Origin of the sequence: Halorubrum alkaliphilum (genome assembly GCF_017873815.1) — an archaeon.
Taxonomy (GTDB): domain Archaea; phylum Halobacteriota; class Halobacteria; order Halobacteriales; family Haloferacaceae; genus Halorubrum; species Halorubrum alkaliphilum.
This window is the reverse complement of sequence record NZ_JAGGKQ010000005.1, coordinates 1-15,225: the sequence shown is the minus strand read 5'-3', so window position 1 is coordinate 15,225 and position 15,225 is coordinate 1. Positions and strand designations below refer to the sequence as shown.

Genomic DNA, 15,225 nt, shown 5'->3' with positions numbered 1-15,225 from the left:
TCAGTTCGTTCGATCCGCACCGTGTCCCCCGACCCGTCCCGAGTCTTCGACGGCCCGACCGGCGTGGTCGATCGCGGTGACCGATCCATCGAGCGCGTCCCGCGTGGTCGCTCGTTTCACGGCCATCACCGTTCCACCGTTGTAAACCCCGCCTTCCCTACTCGTTGTAGGAGGACGATCACGGCCGTGACGATGAGGAAGTAGACGGAGACCGCCGCCGCGCCCTGTAACACGGGAGACCGCGTGATGTTCTCGAAGAGGAACAGCGAGAACGGTCGCGGCCCTGCCGAGTGGACGATGTACGTGAAATTGAACTCCGCCGCCGCTAGCGTCCACGTGATGATCGAGCCGGCGATGATCCCGTCCTTCGCGTTCGGCACGATCACGGTCAGGAACGTCCGGATCCACGACGCGCCGAGCGACCGCGCACTCTCCTCGATCTGCTGGAGGTTCATCGACTGTAAGGAGCTCTGGACGGTCAGCACCATGAACGGGGATTTCAACAGCGCGTAGCCGATTATTAGCCCGAAGGTGGAGCCACCCCGTTCGGGGTACATCCGCAGGAACGCGATCGCGAGGATGACGCCCGGGACAATCGGAAGGATCGCGAGCGTGTTGATCCAGTCCTTCGCGAAGAAGTCGTACCGAACCAGCGAGTACGCGATGGGGACGCCGACGACGATGTTGATAACCATGCCCGCGGTCGCCAGCCCCGCGCTATACGCGAGTCCCCGGATGACGCCCTGTCGCACCCCAATCCCCTCCGCGAGCCCGAGCACGGTGCGCCAGTTGTCCAGATTGACGTACCCGGTGGGTATCACGCCCGTCCACGACGTGCCGAAGGAAGCGACGACGGTCACGAGGATCGGGAGCGTCAGGAACGTCAGCGTCGCCGCGAGCACGAGCGTGACCGCCTGCCGGCCAAACGCCGAACTCACGTCGAACCGGTGGAGGCCACCCCGCTTCTCGCGGCTCGTCCGGTGGGTGTCGGTCGTCTCGCTGCGACCCGTTTGCGTCCCGCCGTCCGTTGCCGTCTCGTCGTCGGTCCGGCGGTTCTCTCCAGTCATATCTTGAGACTCTCGTTGTCGATCAGTTTGACGCCGCCGAACGTGAACACGAAGATGAACACGAAGTAGATGAGCCCGATGGCGGAGGCAGTCGCGAGGTTGAACCCGAGCGACTGGATCTCGAGGTTGATCCGCAGCGTCGCCACGTTGAGTGCCGGCAACACCAGTACGGTTCCGAAGATCGCCAACGCAGTACGGAACGTGAGCACGAACGCCGCGACGATCCCCGGCCAGACCTGCGGGAGCGTCACGTATCGAAACGTCAACAGCGGACTCGCGCCGAGCGACTTGGCGGCCTCCTCGGCATCCTCGTTGATCTCCGCAAAGGTCCCGCGAAGGACCATCGTCGCGCGCGGGATCAAGGAGAAGGAATACCCCAAAAAGAGGCCACCGACGGTGAGAGCCACGGCGAGGTCGATCGGGTTCTCACCGGTAAAGAAGGCGACCGCGTTCGTGAGAAGCCCGGTTCTACCGAACAGGACGACGATCATGAAGCCGACGACGATCCCCGGCAAGGCGATAGGAAACGAAACCATCGCGACGATCCACCGCCGAAACGGCAGTTGATACTTCGCGAGCGCGTGAGAGATCGCGACGGCGACGGCGACGCTGAAAAGGGTGGTCGCCGTCGCGAACCACAGCGTGTTCCACGCGATCTCGCGGTAGACGGGCTCGGTGAGGAGTAGCTCCCACGCCGAGAGGCTGAATCCCTCGTTGCTGAACTGACTCTCCGAGACGCTCATCCGGGCCAACATGCCGAGCGGGAGAAACGCACCGAACGTCGCGAGGACGAAGTACGGAAGACACATGACGGCGATCCGACGTCGCTCTCGATCCGCCTCGGTCCGCGGGGACACGAACGATCGGATGGTATTCATTAGGGACCGCACGCGCGCGGGAAGCCGTCGACCCTCACCGGACTCAGAGGGATGATTCGACATCGATGTGACGTGTCGGTTTACGCCTCGACGCCCGGGAGCGGACTCCGGTCGATGATCTCCGAGACGATCTCCTCCTGTTTTTCCAGGAGCTCGACTTGGTCGATCTCGAACGTCGCCGCCTCGTACTGTGAGGCCGGCGGGAACTCGTCGGGTGCCTCCAGCTCGTCCGCGCGGATCGGGCGGACGAACCCGTCGAAGAATAGCTGTTGGACGTCGAGCGAGAGCACGAAGTCCATGAACAACTTTCCGGCCTCGGGGTTCGGAGCGTTATCGAGCAGTGCGAATCCGTACGGCGCTGCGACGGCACCCTCCCCGCCGCCGGGCCCCTGTGGAATGACGACGCCGACGTCCTCATCGGGAATATCGTCGCTGTTGTACTTCGTCGACAGGCCGCCGAAGTCGAACTCGGCGTAGGTCGATATCTCACCGGCCGTGAACTGCCGATCGAGGTTGCGCTGGTGGCGCGCGCCGTGTTCGCCGATCTCCTCCAGATAGTCGAACAGCGGATCGAGATCGTCCAAGTCGCCGCCGTACGCGTGATTGATCGACAGCATCGCGTTCAGCCCCGCACCCGCACCCGGGACGTTGATCGCGAGATCCTGAGCGATCTCCGGCTGTTTGAGGTCCTCCCACGTCTCCGGTGCGTCAAGGCCGCGATCCTCGTAGACGTCCGCCCGGTAGTTGATCGCGATGGTCATCTGTCTCGTCGCCGTGACGTGGCCATCGTCCGTTTTGAAATCGTCCGGCACCCGGTCCCAGCCGTCCGGCTTGTAGTCCGTGGTGAACCCGTCGTCCCACGCCTGAAGACCGGTGGGATAAAAACCGTTGTACGCGGAGTAGTCCTGGTTTCCGGCGTTCGTCCGAATGTCCGAGAGCGCCTCGCCGGAGGTGCGCTGGTCGTCGTGGAGGGGAACCCCGTACTCGTCCTCGAACGCCGCCATGACAGCGTCCCAGTTCGACCATCCGGTCTGGACGGCGTAGATGAACAGTTCCTCGGGGAGGTCGGCCTCGGTCACCGTGGTTCGGTACTCCTCGTGTCCCACTTCCCACGAGCGTCCGCTGCCGTTCCCGTCCCCGGCGTCGTCTCCGTTTTCGGTTCCGTCGCCGGCGGTTCCGTTCTCGTCTCCGTTGCCGAGACATCCCGCGATCCCGGCAGTCGCTGCCCCACTACCAGCGAGGAGGAAGTTACGCCGTGAGAATGGCCCGCTCGGAGTGTCTTCCGTCATTCGTGAAATGATCCGTGTCCGACCATTTAATATTTTTATAATAGTTAGCATATCGATCCGGTCCGATATATACTGATACGGATCCGACCGACAGCCGTCTCGTCGCCACCGAGTCAACCCGAAGGACAAGAGTGACGGACTCGGCGGACGACGGGTAGGTATGAGCAACGACCCGACGGACGGGCGGGAGTTCGAGACCCGCGCGATCCACGCCGGACAGGAGCCCGACGCAGAGACCGGCGCGCTGATGACGCCGATCCATGCCAACTCGACGTACGAACAGGACGGTCCCGGAGAACATCGTGGCTACGAGTACTCCCGGACGGGGAACCCGACCCGGACCGATCTGGAGACGAACCTCGCCGATCTCGAGTCGGGGAGCCACGCCCGCTGTTTCTCCTCGGGAATGGGCGCTATCAACACCGTTCTCAACCTGCTATCCGCGGGCGACCACGTCGTCGCCGGCGACGACGTGTACGGCGGCACCCACCGGATCCTCACGCAGGTGTACGACGAGTACGACGTGGAGACGACGTTCGTCGACACGACGGATCACGACGCGGTCCGTGACGCGATGGAGTCGAACACCGAGTTGGTGTGGGTCGAAACCCCAACGAATCCCCTGATGAACGTAAACGACATCGACGCGCTCGCGGACGTCGCTCACGAGCACGGCGCGCTCTGTGCGGTTGATAACACGTTCGCGACGCCGTACCTCCAGCGACCACTCGAACACGGCGCGGACATCGTTTGCCAGTCACTCACAAAGTACCTCGGCGGTCACTCCGATACCATCGGCGGCGCACTGATCGTCGACGACGCGGATCTCGACGAACGGCTCGGCTTCTATCAGAACTCAGTAGGCGCGACGCCCGGCCCGTTCGACGCCTTCCTCGTTCTCCGGGGGATCAAGACGCTCTCGGTGCGGATGGACCGTCACTGCGAGAACGCGATGGAGCTCGCCGAGTGGCTGGAGAGTCATGACGATATCGAGCGAGTGTACTACCCCGGACTGGAGAGCCACCCCGATCACGACCTCGCCGCCGAGCAGATGGACGACTTCGGCGGGATGCTCTCCTTCGAGTTCGACGGGACGCTGGAGGAGGCGTCGACGGTCGTGAGCGAGACGGAGGTGTTCACGCTCGCGGAGTCGCTGGGCGGCGTCGAGAGCCTCATCGAACAGCCGGCCGCGATGACTCACGCCGCCATTCCGCGAGAGGAGCGGGTCGACGCCGGCCTCACGGACGGGTTGATCCGCGTTTCCGTCGGGATCGAACACGTCAACGACATGAAAAGCGACCTACAGCAGGCGTTCGACGCTGCGCGGGAGGGGGCGACGGACTCGTAGCGATCGAGGAGTTCACGGGATACGGACCGTTCGATCCGCCGAACCGCCGGGGCACCGGTATTTTTGAGCCACGACGAGAATTCGAACGCATGGCTGATCCTGACATTGCCGTGTTGCGACAGACGATCCACGGCGCCGGCGCACCCGAGTTGGCGACGATACTGCGTAAACGACTCCCCGACCACGAGATCGCCCTCGCGCGAACGCCCGGAGAAGAGCGAACGCTTCTCGAAACCGCTCGCGTCGCGGTCGGACCACGACTTCCGGACGGCTCCCTTCAGTCCGCCGGGAACTTGGAACTGTTCGCCTGCGTGTACGCGGGGACGAACCACCTCCCGATGGACGCACTCGCCGACCGCGGCATCGCCGTGACGAACGCTTCGGGCGTTCACGGACCGAACATCGCCGAGTACGTCATCGGCGCGATGATCGGGCACGCCCGCGAGTTCCATCGGGCACACCGCCAGCAGTCGCGCCGAGAGTGGCGGAGCTATCCCACGACGGAGGTGTTCGGGTCGACCGTTGCGGTCGTCGGTCTTGGTGCCATCGGGCGGACGGTGGTCGACCGGCTGTCGGCGTTCGATGTCGAGACGGTCGGCGTCAGGTACTCCCCGGAGAAGGGCGGGCCGACCGACGAGGTGTACGGGTTCGATCGGATCCACGAGGCCGTCGTCAACGCGGAGTACGTCGTGCTCGCATGCCCGCTCACCGAGGAGACTCGGACGCTCGTCGACGCAGATCTACTCAGAACCATGCGACCGGACGCGGTTCTCGTGAACATCGCTCGGGGCGGCGTCGTCGACACCGACGCGCTCGTGAGTGCGCTCCGGAGCAACCGGATCCGCGGGGCCGCACTCGACGTGACCGATCCGGAGCCGCTGCCCGAGGACCACCCGCTGTGGGGACTGGGAAACGTCACGATCACGCCACACAACGCGGGTCACACTCCCGAGTACTTCGAGCGCGTCGCGGACGTCCTCGTGGACAACGTGGATCGACTTGAGGGGAAAAGAGAGGGCGATAACGAACTCAGAAATCGGGTCGCCTGAACGGTAGGCTCAGCGGAGAGTCGGTCGATCCGTTACAGGTCGAGCGTGTCTCGGCTCCCGGCCGTTCCGGGCGATGCTGACTCTTCCGTCCGGCCGCCGAGCGTTTCGAAGTCGAAGTTATCGAACTCGGCCGGTCGGTGCCCCTCGACCGCGTAGACGTATAAGGCGGTCTTCGCGACTCCCCAGATCGTCTGACTGAGCAGGTACGCGAACGCGATCACGCCGCCGAGCAGGAGGAGTGCGAGTAATATTCCGGGTCCAGGGAACACCGCCGCGACGGGGACCGATACGGCGATCGCGCCGATCGCGAGGACGATGCCGACGAGCGTAACGACGAGCGTGATCCCGAATCCGGCCCCGAGGGTCTCACCCCACGTGTCGCGGAACGCGCTCGCGCTCTTCGAGAACATCGAGGTCACGGAGACGTCCTCGAAGACGATCACGGGGACGATGAAGAACGTCATGATCGACCAGCCGACGGCGAACAGCGATCGGAGGATACCGGCGATCGGGTTGTCAGAGTCCTCCATCGTCTTGAGCACGACGCTGATCGTTGCGGAGATCAGCGACCAGACGACGATCGGTCCGAGCCGACTGCGGACAGTTTTGAGGCTCGCGATAACGTTCGGTTCGCGGCCGTGGAACGCCTCGTTGGTCGCGTGAACCAACGCGGCCGCCGCGTATGTGCTCACGAACGTCGTCGCGAAGTAGACGACGAACAGCGCGACGTACTCCAAGCCGCTCCCGATCAGGTTCGCGATCAGCATCGGGACGAAGAGCACGACGAGAAAGGCCGCGCTTGCGACCCCCGCGATCAGCGGGAAAACGAGGAGGTTCGGATGGTCGCGTATGACGCCCGCGCTGTCCTTCGTGAGGGCCCATCCGGTCTTGGCCCGGTCGAAGAACCCCGGCCTACCGGAACGTGTACCGAACGACATGGGTTCTCCTGTGCCGGCTTGGGATATAAGAATACGTATGGACGGGACGTCGGACGGATGCGTTTCAAACGGTGACGCGACGGGGATTCTCGCTCGTGAGTCGACGGACGGTGAGCACCGGAACCGGACATGTCCGAACGACGCGTTCGGCGACCGACCCGATCAGGAAGCGGTTCTCACCGTGTCGACCGCGCGTTCCGGTCACGACGACGCCGGCATCGATCGAGCGGGCGTATTCGATGATCTCGTCGGCGGGGCGACCCTCCCGAACCTCGGCCGTGACATCGAGTTCGTCGTCCCGCTCCTCGGCCAGATCGACGATGTCTTCGAGCGCCTGGGTGCCGCGTTCGTCGAGCACGTCCCGGAGGTCCTCACGCACCGCTTCCGGTGACGACCCGACCTCGTCGTCGTCGATGACGTATAAGGCGTGGACCGCCGCGTCGAAGCGGGCCGCGAGATCGATCGCGATCTGGACCGCCCTACCCACGCTGTCGGAGCCGTCCGTCGCGACCACGACCGTGTCGAACATACACTACCGTTCGTCGACGCCGAAGTTAAAAGGGGGCGGTCGATGGTCTCGGGTTCGGTCCCGGTGAGTTCCAGTCGACGGGTTCGTTTCGATACCGCGTTGACCCCGGCGGATCGAGTTCAAACGCCGTCGTTTTCCAGATCCCTACCGCATTTATAAGTAGTCCCACGAGAACTCGTGGGGTATGAGTTGGCACGCTGTCGACGCCGTCGACGATGCGGTCGAGGCCACTCGCCGGTTTCTGTTCCCGTTCAGCTTGGTTCGCTGGACGGTACTGGCCCTCCTCGTCCTCCTGATGGGCACCGTTAATACGAACGTCTCGATACCGTTCGTCCCCGAGGTGGAGTTCACGCCGTTCCCGGAAGGCGCGTTACCGAACGAGGTCCTTTCCGGGCTCGATACCGGGCTCCTCGTCACCGTCGGCGTGGCGTTCGCCGCGTTCAGCGTGCTCGTTTCGGTTGCGACCCTCTCGCTCCGATTAGTGTTCTACGACGCGCTCCGGACGAACGAGGTCCGCGTCTGGGCTCCGTTCGTCGCTCGGTTCCGTCAGGCATTCGGCCTGTTCGTCTTCTCGTTCGTTGCCGGGCTCGTGTTGGTCCTCCCGCTTCTCGTCGCGGTCGCCGCGTCAACGACGATCGGGTGGGGCCCCGCGGACGCCGTCGGCGACGTCTTCGTTGGTCTCTCCGGGTGGGGGATCGGTCTAGCGCTTCTCGTCGGTGGTCTCCTTACAATGCTTATGCTTCTGATCATCCGGTTCACCTACGAGTTCGTCGTTCCCGTGATGGTCCACCGGAACGAAGGAGTACTGACTGCTTGGAGTCGATTCTGGGTAACGCTCCGGAAGTCGTGGACGGAGTTCCTGTTGTATCTGGTCGTTCATTTCTTCCTCGGGGTTGGAGTTTCGATCGCTGAGGGCGTCGTGTTCCTGTTCGCTGGGGGTGCCGTTTTCGTGCTCGGTGCGGTCACGCTTCTGATCGTGGCAGGGCTCCTCGGCGGGTTCTCCGCAATGACCGGAACCACCGCTGGCGTTGTGACGATCGCTCTCGTCGTCATCATCGGGATCATCGCCCTCCTGCTCGTGTTTCTCCCGGTCAGACTCGTTACTCGTACGTACCTGATCGCGTATGAAGTCTCGATGCTCGGTAGCGTCGACCCCGAGCTCGCGATGCTTGACCCGGATGTCGACCCGAACGCCACAGTACGTACCGGACAGCCCGAAGTGTCTACCGAACGGTCTGAAACGTCCGCCGAGTCATACGAAAAAAAGTAGTTCGGCCCGGGTCACGAAATGATCACCGCCTCGTCATGGAAGTACCGTTCGCTACGGAGGCACCGCTTCGTCATAGAGACGCTGAAACACCTCCGTATCGGCGATTTGTACGACCGTCTCGTATTAGACGACTGTCGAAATCATCATTCGACGGTACGGATAGTTTTTTACTCCGTTCACGAAAGGGGTAACCCATGGGACTGGATGACGACGCACGCGAGTACCATCGAGTAGATCCGCCCGGAAAGATCGAGATATCGACGACGAAGCCGACGAACACGCAGCGTGACCTCTCGTTGGCATACTCGCCGGGGGTCGCTGCCCCCTGCCGGGACATCGACGCCGATCCGGAGTCGGTGTTCGAGTACACGGCGAAGGGAAACTTAGTGGCAGTCGTCTCGAACGGGTCCGCGGTTCTCGGACTCGGCGACATCGGGGCCTCGGCATCGAAACCGGTCATGGAGGGGAAAGGCGTCCTCTTCAAGCGGTTCGCCGACATCGACGTCTTCGATATTGAACTGGACATCGACGCGGTCGATCCGTTCTGTGAGGCCGTGTCGGCGATGGAGCCGACGTTCGGTGGCGTGAATCTGGAGGACATCAAGGCTCCGGAGTGTTTCGAGATCGAAGAGCGGCTCCGTGAGGAAATGGACGTCCCCGTGTTCCATGACGACCAACACGGCACCGCGATCATCTCCGGAGCAGCACTAATGAACGCGGCCGATATCTCGGATAAGGAGCTTTCGGAGCTCGACATCGTCTTTTCCGGCGCGGGCGCGTCGGCCATCGCAACCGCGCGGTTTTACGTCTCGCTCGGTGCGAGACGCGAGAACATCACGATGTGTGACTCCTCCGGGATCATCACGACCGATCGAGCCGATTCCGGGGACATCAACGAGTACAAACGGGAGTTCGCCAGCGACGTTTCCGGCGGCGATCTCGCTGACGCTATGCAGGACGCGGACGTGTTCGTCGGGCTCTCGGTCGGTGGAATCGTGTCTCCCGAGATGGTTCGGTCGATGGCGTCCGACCCGATCATCTTCGCGATGGCAAACCCCGACCCGGAGATCACGTATGAAGATGCGAAGGCCGCCCGCGACGACACCGTGATCATGGCCACGGGACGGTCCGACTACCCGAACATGGTGAACAACGTCCTCGGATTCCCGTTCCTGTTCCGTGGGGCGTTGGACGTTCGAGCGACAGAGATCAACGAGGAAATGAAGCGCGCGGCCGCCGAGGCGCTCGCGGAGTTGGCGCGAAAGGACGTTCCGGACGCGGTGGTGAGGGCGTACGGAGACGATCCGCTCCAGTTCGGGGCCGACTACGTCATCCCGAAACCGCTCGATCCGCGAGTCCTCTTCGAGATCGCGCCCGCGGTCGCACAGGCGGCAATGGACGCTGGCTGTGCCCGAACGGAGATCGACATCGAACAGTACCGTGAACGGTTGGAGGCCCGGCTCGGGAAGTCCAGAGAGATGATGCGAGTGGTGTTGAACAAGGCGAAAAGCGATCCGAAGCGGATCGCGCTCGCGGAGGGGACCGACGAGAAGATGATACGCGCAGCCTATCAGCTCTCCGAGCAGGGGATCGCCGAGCCGGTCCTGTTGGGTAACGCCGACGAGATCAGACGAACCGCAACCGACCTCGGGCTCTCGTTCCAGCCGGAGATTGTCGACCCCGCACAACGTGACGTCTCCGACTACGGTGACCGGTTACACGAACTCCGGAAGCGAAAGGGAATCACACACCGCGAAGCACACGACCTAGTGCGTCGTGACACGAACTACCTCGGAAGTGTCATGGTGAAATCGGGGGACGCGGACGCGATGTTGACGGGACTAACACACCACTATCCGTCGGCATTACGGCCGCCGCTACAGGTCATCGGCTCGGCAGCCGACACCGACACCGTCGCCGGCGTGTACATGCTGACGTTCAAGAATCGGGTCGTGTTCTGTGCGGACACGACAGTTAATCAGGACCCTGACGCGGAGACGCTTGCAGAAATAACCCGGCACACGGCGGACCTCGCCCGACGGTTCAACGTCGAACCGCGCGCCGCGGTCCTATCGTACTCCAACTTCGGGAGCGTCGACAACGAAGGGACCCGAAAGCCGCGTGACGCAGTCGGGATCCTCCACGACGACGAGGGAGTTGATTTCCCGGTTGACGGGGAGATGCAGGCCGACACGGCGGTCGTTGACGATATCCTCAACGGAACTTACGAGTTTTCCGAGTTGGACGAGGCAGCGAACGTCCTCGTGTTCCCGAACTTGGAAGCCGGCAATATCGGGTACAAACTGCTCCAGCGGTTGGGCGGCGCAGAGGCCATCGGTCCGATGCTCGTCGGAATGGATCAGCCCGTCCACGTGCTCCAGCGTGGAGACGAGGTGAAAGACATCGTCAATCTCGGCGGCGTCGCAGTCGTCGACGCTCAGGAATAGACCTCTGTAGGGTGCGGCTAGTCGGTCAGTCCTCCGGTCCGCCAACTCGTCGGGCCGTTCGCTTGTTTATTCATCGAGTCGTTCGGCGGCTGGTTCATCGGGTCGTCAATTGGTCGTCAGTTAGACCGGTTGATGGACACCAAACATACTTGCTTCCAACATCAACATAATTGATATGGACGACGAGACAGTGGCACCACGGGTGCTCGACAACAAGCGCGACGCGAGCAAGTATCGGGTGCTCGTCGAGATCGCAGCTCGACAGCCGGCAGTCAGTCAGGGAGAGGTCGCAGAGGTGTTGGGCGTCACTTCGCAAGCCGTCAGTGACTACGTTCGCGAACTCGTTGAGAGGGGGTACGTCGAAAAGGAGGGTCGCGGGAGATACGAAGTGACGAAGGAGGGCGTTGATTGGCTGATCACACGTACCGATGCCCTTTCGGAGTTCGTGTCACACGTTTCCGACGACGTGCTCGGGAGCGTCGATGTCGATGCGGCGATCACTACCGGTGACGTATCGGAGGGAGACGAAGTGGGCTTAGCGATGCGGGATGGGGTTCTCCACGCTCTCCCTGAGGGAGGCTCGGCGACCGCAGTCGTCGTTACCGGTGGGGCAGCGGGCGAAGTGGTCGGAGTGACAGAGTTCGAAGGTGTCGTCGAGTACGATCCCGGTGTCGTGACGGTGATTCCGGTCCCTGCAATAACCGAGGGTGAACCCCCCAGTGCCGAGGTGATCACCTCCCGATTAGATGAGAACGACCTCCTCGCGGTTGCCGGTACGGAAGCATACGCGTGCTCCGTTACGGCCGGTCTCGAACCCGATATCCAGTTCGGTACCGTAGATGGAGTCCCACAGGCCGCGCTCCGTGGTCTGGATGTAGTACTTCTCGTCTCAACCGACGAACTCTCACGACATACCACACAGCTCCGAGAAAAAGGCGTTCGATACGAGGTTCCGGATCCGCTTACTGTTCCCGACCCCATGGCGGATACGACCTGATCTCCGGTCCCTGCTCTCGCGCGATCCGCTTCCGTGTTGTGGGACGTGTTGTGGGTACCGACACACCGGGTTTCCGGTGAAATGGGTCTGTGGGTGGTGTTATGTGTAGTACTTTGAGTGGTGTTGGTTGGGGCTCAGTTGGGATGGATACATCTCCTCTGATGTGTTTCCTCGTTCACCCTTCAAAACAATACACAAAGAATAAATACTGGTCTTGTTTACAGACCACTAAGTAGATAGTAGTTCATTGAATCTGCGGTAGCAGTTCTTGACTGCTTCACCGGAAGCAGAGATCGGATCACCTTCGTGTCCTCCTATGTACCCGTTTGCGTGAAGAGAGAATATTGTGTAGAACCGGTGGAAGTGTATTCTGTGTGGTAGACGAAGCTACTTTAGCGGCGATTTGGGGCACGTTCCGAACTAGAATGGAGCAGCTGATCGATGGAGGATCGATGACTAATAAGGGAAACCCACTTGACCATTTTCCATTTTCGTGTCACCAGTTGGCCACTCCACTCCCTCCGGCTTTCCGTTCCATCCGTCCGCTTCGTCCGATCGCCTGCTCTGCTTGGCTGCCTGTTTTATTTGTTTTTCTTTGTTCTGTTTTTCTTCGTCGATCCTCCCTGCTCATCCCTCTCACCTACTCATCCCTCTCACCTACTCATCCCTCTCACCTACTCATCCCTCTCACCTACTCATCCCTCTCACCTACTCATCCCTCATGTCCTCTATCCATCTTTTCTTCCGGTCGTTGAACCCTCATCGACATCGGACACGGAGCACACCTCGTTTCCGATGAATCCACACCCCCACCCACACACCCATTTCACCGGAAACCCGGTGTGTGTCTCAAGCGATCCGACCGTTCCGTTTCGACGACGGAAACAGAACGTATTTCACCGGAAACCCGGTGTCTCATCTATGGACGCAGCGGACGACCTCTTCACGAGGGAGGACCCGATATTCGCCAACAAGGAACTCCTCGAGATCAGTCACCTTCCCGGCGAGGGCCGGATAGTCGGCCGCGACGACGAGATATCCGATCTCGCTACCGCGGTGAATCCCGCAATATTCGGTCAGAGCCCAAGTAACGTACTCCTCTACGGGAAGACTGGTACGGGAAAGTCCCTCTGTGCGAAGTACGTCTCCAAGCGTCTCGTCTCGACGGCGGGCGAGGAGGGAGTCAACGCGACGTTCGCGTACGTTGACTGTGCTCAGGACACGACCGAAACGCAGGCGGTTCAAACCATTGCGGAGGGGGTCAACGATCCCGATCTAACTGGGATCAACGTCCCTGATAAGGGACTCTCGACGTCGACGTATTACAAACGACTGTGGCGGATACTCGATCAGCGCTACGATGTGGTGTTGATCATCCTCGATGAGATCGACAAACTCGATGACGATGCGATCCTAATGCAACTTTCCCGGGCCGGTGAGGCCGGCAAGATTACGGACTGTAAACTCGGCGTGATCGGGATCAGTAACAAGATCCAATACAAGGATCGGATGGATGAACGCGTCAAGTCGAGTCTCTGTGAGCGCGAGTTCGTCTTCCCTCCGTACGACGCGAACCAGCTCAGAGAGATCATGCAGGCCCGATCAGACGCGTTCCACGAGGACGTTCTCGAACCGTCCACCATCCCACGCGCGGCCGCGCTCGCTGCCCGCGAACACGGAGATGCCCGTAAGGCGATCGACATTCTCCGGTATGCCGGCGAGATCGCACAGGCGAACGGGGAACCGACCGTCCGAGAAGGATTCGTCACGCAGGCGCGTGAACGTGCGGAAACCGATCGGTTCCGTGAGCTGATCCGCGGCTCGACACCCCATTCGCGATACGTCCTTCAGGCACTCGCGTTACTCTCGCTGTCACACGATGGCCAGGACGGGTTCCGGACGAGCCGCGTATACGATATTTACGAGAACATCTGTCGACAGGAGGGATCGGACAGCCTCTCACTACGTCGAGTTCGTGACCTTCTCAAGGAACACGCGTTCCTCGACATTATCGAACAGTCGAAACACAGCGGTGGTAGCGCGGAGGGAAGCTATACGAAACACCAGTTGCTTGAGGATCCCAGCGTAGTCAAGGAAGTTCTCGTCGGTGATGCGTCGGATACGTAGCTACTACCCCCGAAATACAGTCCGACCAACGACGAAGTCTGCCACGAACGCTTCCCGTTCGATGTCGATTCGTCTCGATCGACTGAAAGATCAACCCAGCAGACCGAGACCCTCGATCCGCTCGACGATCTCCTCGACGGCACCTTCCGCGTCATCAGTCCGCTTTCCGCCCGTAATGACGATCTTACCGCTCCCGAAGAGGAGAATGACGACCTCTGGTTCGTCCATGCGGTAGACGAGGCCGGGGAACTGCTCCGGTTCGTATTCGACATCCTCCAGCCCGAGCCCGATCGCGAGCGCGTTCAGGTTCAGGTTGTGTCCGAGGTCAGCACTCGAAACGATGTTTTGAACCGTTATTTCCGGGTCCTCCTCGACTGGGATCTGTAGTCCACGAAGCTTCTCGAATATGATGCCCAACGCCTCGTGAACGTCGTCGATACTCTTTGCGCCTGTACAGACGATCTTTCCCGACCGGAAAATGAGCGCTGCCGCCTTCGGTTCCTGCGTGCGGTAGACGAGTCCGGGGAAGTTGTCCGGGTTGAAGTCCGCACCGGGAAGGTCCTCTGCAAGGGCTTCTAGGTCGAGCTCCTGTCCGATCCCCGTCGATGCAACTACGTTCTGAATCTCGATCGAGTCTGCAGGGTTCGTCATCGTTCGCTTTTATATGTGTCCCCCTCCCTTATAAACGCCCGTGGTATAAACGGCCCCGAAAGCAGTGGCACTTTCGACCACAACGTGTACCTCGGTGACTGCGAAGCGTGAAACTGTCCCGCTGTCGATGCCATCTGAGCCTTACCCCGACCGGTCGGTCCTCGTCGATGACACTCGATCCACTACTTTTCGAGGTCATCATCCCGTTCGGTCGATCTCGACTGACCGTGCCTTTCGTTGCTATCGTCCGCGTTGCGTGTTGAACGCGAGTAGTACGAACTCCCTTGATCATCTAACCCATGAAATCGCATGACGTAGTGGCTCCAGTTCGATGGGGTTAAATGTGTACTGACCATTCGTACGAATGCGAAGAGCCCCCCGACGTGGGAGGCGCGGCCGGCCGTGAACTCGGCCGGTCGAAGCGTTCCGACGTGCTTAAGTGTATAAGCGCGTTCGAATGTAATGCGAAGAACGCACCGCGAACTCGGGCCGTTCAACTCGGCCCGGTTTCGCTGAGTCGGGACATCCCGACTCGAGTCAATGAGGATCTCGCCCGCTGCGCTCCGGCGTAAGAGGAGATCTGATGTGAGCCTTGGTAGTTCGGTGTCATCCGGGTCGCCGGTGACACTGGACAC

Annotated in this window: 13 protein-coding genes; 6 read left to right on the top strand and 7 right to left on the bottom strand. The window is 61.2% G+C overall.

Annotated features, from left to right (window positions below; translation table 11 throughout):
• The 4 genes from J2751_RS15695 to J2751_RS04760 all read right to left on the bottom strand — a co-directional run bounded on the left by J2751_RS15695 (nucleotide 1) and on the right by J2751_RS04760 (nucleotide 3,234).
• A complete protein-coding gene (locus J2751_RS15695; protein ID WP_280900825.1) occupies nucleotides 1-126 on the bottom strand; it encodes a hypothetical protein in 126 nt (41 codons plus the stop codon).
• Nucleotides 126-1,067, bottom strand: a complete 942-nt coding sequence (locus J2751_RS04770) for an ABC transporter permease (RefSeq protein WP_209483691.1) — start codon at nucleotides 1,065-1,067, stop codon at nucleotides 126-128. The genes J2751_RS15695 and J2751_RS04770 overlap by 1 nt, the downstream gene beginning before the upstream one ends.
• The gene (locus J2751_RS04765; protein WP_245202629.1) at nucleotides 1,064-1,876 is read right to left on the bottom strand and encodes an ABC transporter permease; all 813 of its coding nucleotides are present in this window, start codon (nucleotides 1,874-1,876) and stop codon (nucleotides 1,064-1,066) included. Before J2751_RS04765 ends, J2751_RS04770 begins: the two co-directional genes overlap by 4 nt.
• 149 nt (nucleotides 1,877-2,025) lie before the next feature.
• Nucleotides 2,026-3,234, bottom strand: coding sequence for an extracellular solute-binding protein (locus J2751_RS04760; protein WP_209483689.1), 1,209 nt, complete (start codon nucleotides 3,232-3,234; stop codon nucleotides 2,026-2,028).
• A 160-nt stretch (nucleotides 3,235-3,394) separates the two neighbouring features.
• Between J2751_RS04760 and J2751_RS04755 the strand changes: the two genes are divergently transcribed.
• Nucleotides 3,395-4,582, top strand: coding sequence for a cystathionine gamma-synthase (locus J2751_RS04755; RefSeq protein WP_209483687.1), 1,188 nt, complete (start codon nucleotides 3,395-3,397; stop codon nucleotides 4,580-4,582).
• A gap of 89 nt (nucleotides 4,583-4,671) precedes the next feature.
• A complete protein-coding gene (locus J2751_RS04750; RefSeq protein ID WP_209483685.1) occupies nucleotides 4,672-5,631 on the top strand; it encodes a D-2-hydroxyacid dehydrogenase in 960 nt (319 codons plus the stop codon).
• Between the two features lie 32 nt (nucleotides 5,632-5,663).
• Here the strand turns inward: J2751_RS04750 and J2751_RS04745 are convergent, their stop codons facing one another.
• Together J2751_RS04745 and J2751_RS04740 are read right to left on the bottom strand one after the other, a co-directional pair.
• Nucleotides 5,664-6,569 (bottom strand): DUF6159 family protein, encoded by a 906-nt coding sequence (locus J2751_RS04745; RefSeq protein WP_209483683.1) that lies wholly within the window; start codon nucleotides 6,567-6,569, stop codon nucleotides 5,664-5,666.
• A gap of 64 nt (nucleotides 6,570-6,633) precedes the next feature.
• Nucleotides 6,634-7,098, bottom strand: a complete 465-nt coding sequence (locus J2751_RS04740; protein WP_209483681.1) for a universal stress protein — start codon at nucleotides 7,096-7,098, stop codon at nucleotides 6,634-6,636.
• A 184-nt stretch (nucleotides 7,099-7,282) separates the two neighbouring features.
• On the opposite strand from J2751_RS04740, the gene J2751_RS04735 reads away from it, so the two are divergent.
• The 4 genes from J2751_RS04735 (at nucleotide 7,283) to J2751_RS04720 (ending at nucleotide 13,939) form a co-directional block, all read left to right on the top strand.
• Nucleotides 7,283-8,368, top strand: coding sequence for a DUF7544 domain-containing protein (locus J2751_RS04735; protein WP_209483679.1), 1,086 nt, complete (start codon nucleotides 7,283-7,285; stop codon nucleotides 8,366-8,368).
• Between the two features lie 194 nt (nucleotides 8,369-8,562).
• A complete protein-coding gene (locus tag J2751_RS04730) occupies nucleotides 8,563-10,815 on the top strand; it encodes an NADP-dependent malic enzyme (RefSeq protein ID WP_209483677.1) in 2,253 nt (750 codons plus the stop codon).
• 175 nt (nucleotides 10,816-10,990) lie between these two features.
• Nucleotides 10,991-11,812 carry a DUF7839 domain-containing protein gene (locus J2751_RS04725; RefSeq protein WP_209483675.1) on the top strand — a complete coding sequence of 274 codons (822 nt, stop codon included), beginning with the start codon at nucleotides 10,991-10,993 and terminating at the stop codon, nucleotides 11,810-11,812.
• A gap of 921 nt (nucleotides 11,813-12,733) precedes the next feature.
• Entirely contained in the window at nucleotides 12,734-13,939 is a 1,206-nt protein-coding gene (locus J2751_RS04720; protein ID WP_209483673.1) for a Cdc6/Cdc18 family protein, read from the top strand.
• A gap of 90 nt (nucleotides 13,940-14,029) precedes the next feature.
• Here J2751_RS04720 and J2751_RS04715 read toward each other — a convergent pair whose 3' ends face one another.
• Nucleotides 14,030-14,590: a TATA-box-binding protein gene (locus tag J2751_RS04715; RefSeq protein ID WP_066417002.1), complete on the bottom strand. Its 561-nt coding sequence runs from the start codon at nucleotides 14,588-14,590 to the stop codon at nucleotides 14,030-14,032.
• Nucleotides 14,591-15,225: the final 635 nt, after the last annotated feature.

Coding starts and splice junctions, on each gene's coding strand:
- J2751_RS15695 (WP_280900825.1), bottom strand. CDS start 126: ATGGCCGTGAAACGAGCGACCACGCGGGACGCGCTCGATGGATCGGTC.
- J2751_RS04715 (WP_066417002.1), bottom strand. CDS start 14,590: ATGACGAACCCTGCAGACTCGATCGAGATTCAGAACGTAGTTGCATCG.
- J2751_RS04730 (WP_209483677.1), top strand. CDS start 8,563: ATGGGACTGGATGACGACGCACGCGAGTACCATCGAGTAGATCCGCCC.
- J2751_RS04760 (WP_209483689.1), bottom strand. CDS start 3,234: ATGACGGAAGACACTCCGAGCGGGCCATTCTCACGGCGTAACTTCCTC.
- J2751_RS04745 (WP_209483683.1), bottom strand. CDS start 6,569: ATGTCGTTCGGTACACGTTCCGGTAGGCCGGGGTTCTTCGACCGGGCC.
- J2751_RS04750 (WP_209483685.1), top strand. CDS start 4,672: ATGGCTGATCCTGACATTGCCGTGTTGCGACAGACGATCCACGGCGCC.
- J2751_RS04765 (WP_245202629.1), bottom strand. CDS start 1,876: ATGTGTCTTCCGTACTTCGTCCTCGCGACGTTCGGTGCGTTTCTCCCG.
- J2751_RS04725 (WP_209483675.1), top strand. CDS start 10,991: ATGGACGACGAGACAGTGGCACCACGGGTGCTCGACAACAAGCGCGAC.
- J2751_RS04770 (WP_209483691.1), bottom strand. CDS start 1,067: ATGACTGGAGAGAACCGCCGGACCGACGACGAGACGGCAACGGACGGC.
- J2751_RS04740 (WP_209483681.1), bottom strand. CDS start 7,098: ATGTTCGACACGGTCGTGGTCGCGACGGACGGCTCCGACAGCGTGGGT.
- J2751_RS04720 (WP_209483673.1), top strand. CDS start 12,734: ATGGACGCAGCGGACGACCTCTTCACGAGGGAGGACCCGATATTCGCC.
- J2751_RS04755 (WP_209483687.1), top strand. CDS start 3,395: ATGAGCAACGACCCGACGGACGGGCGGGAGTTCGAGACCCGCGCGATC.
- J2751_RS04735 (WP_209483679.1), top strand. CDS start 7,283: ATGAGTTGGCACGCTGTCGACGCCGTCGACGATGCGGTCGAGGCCACT.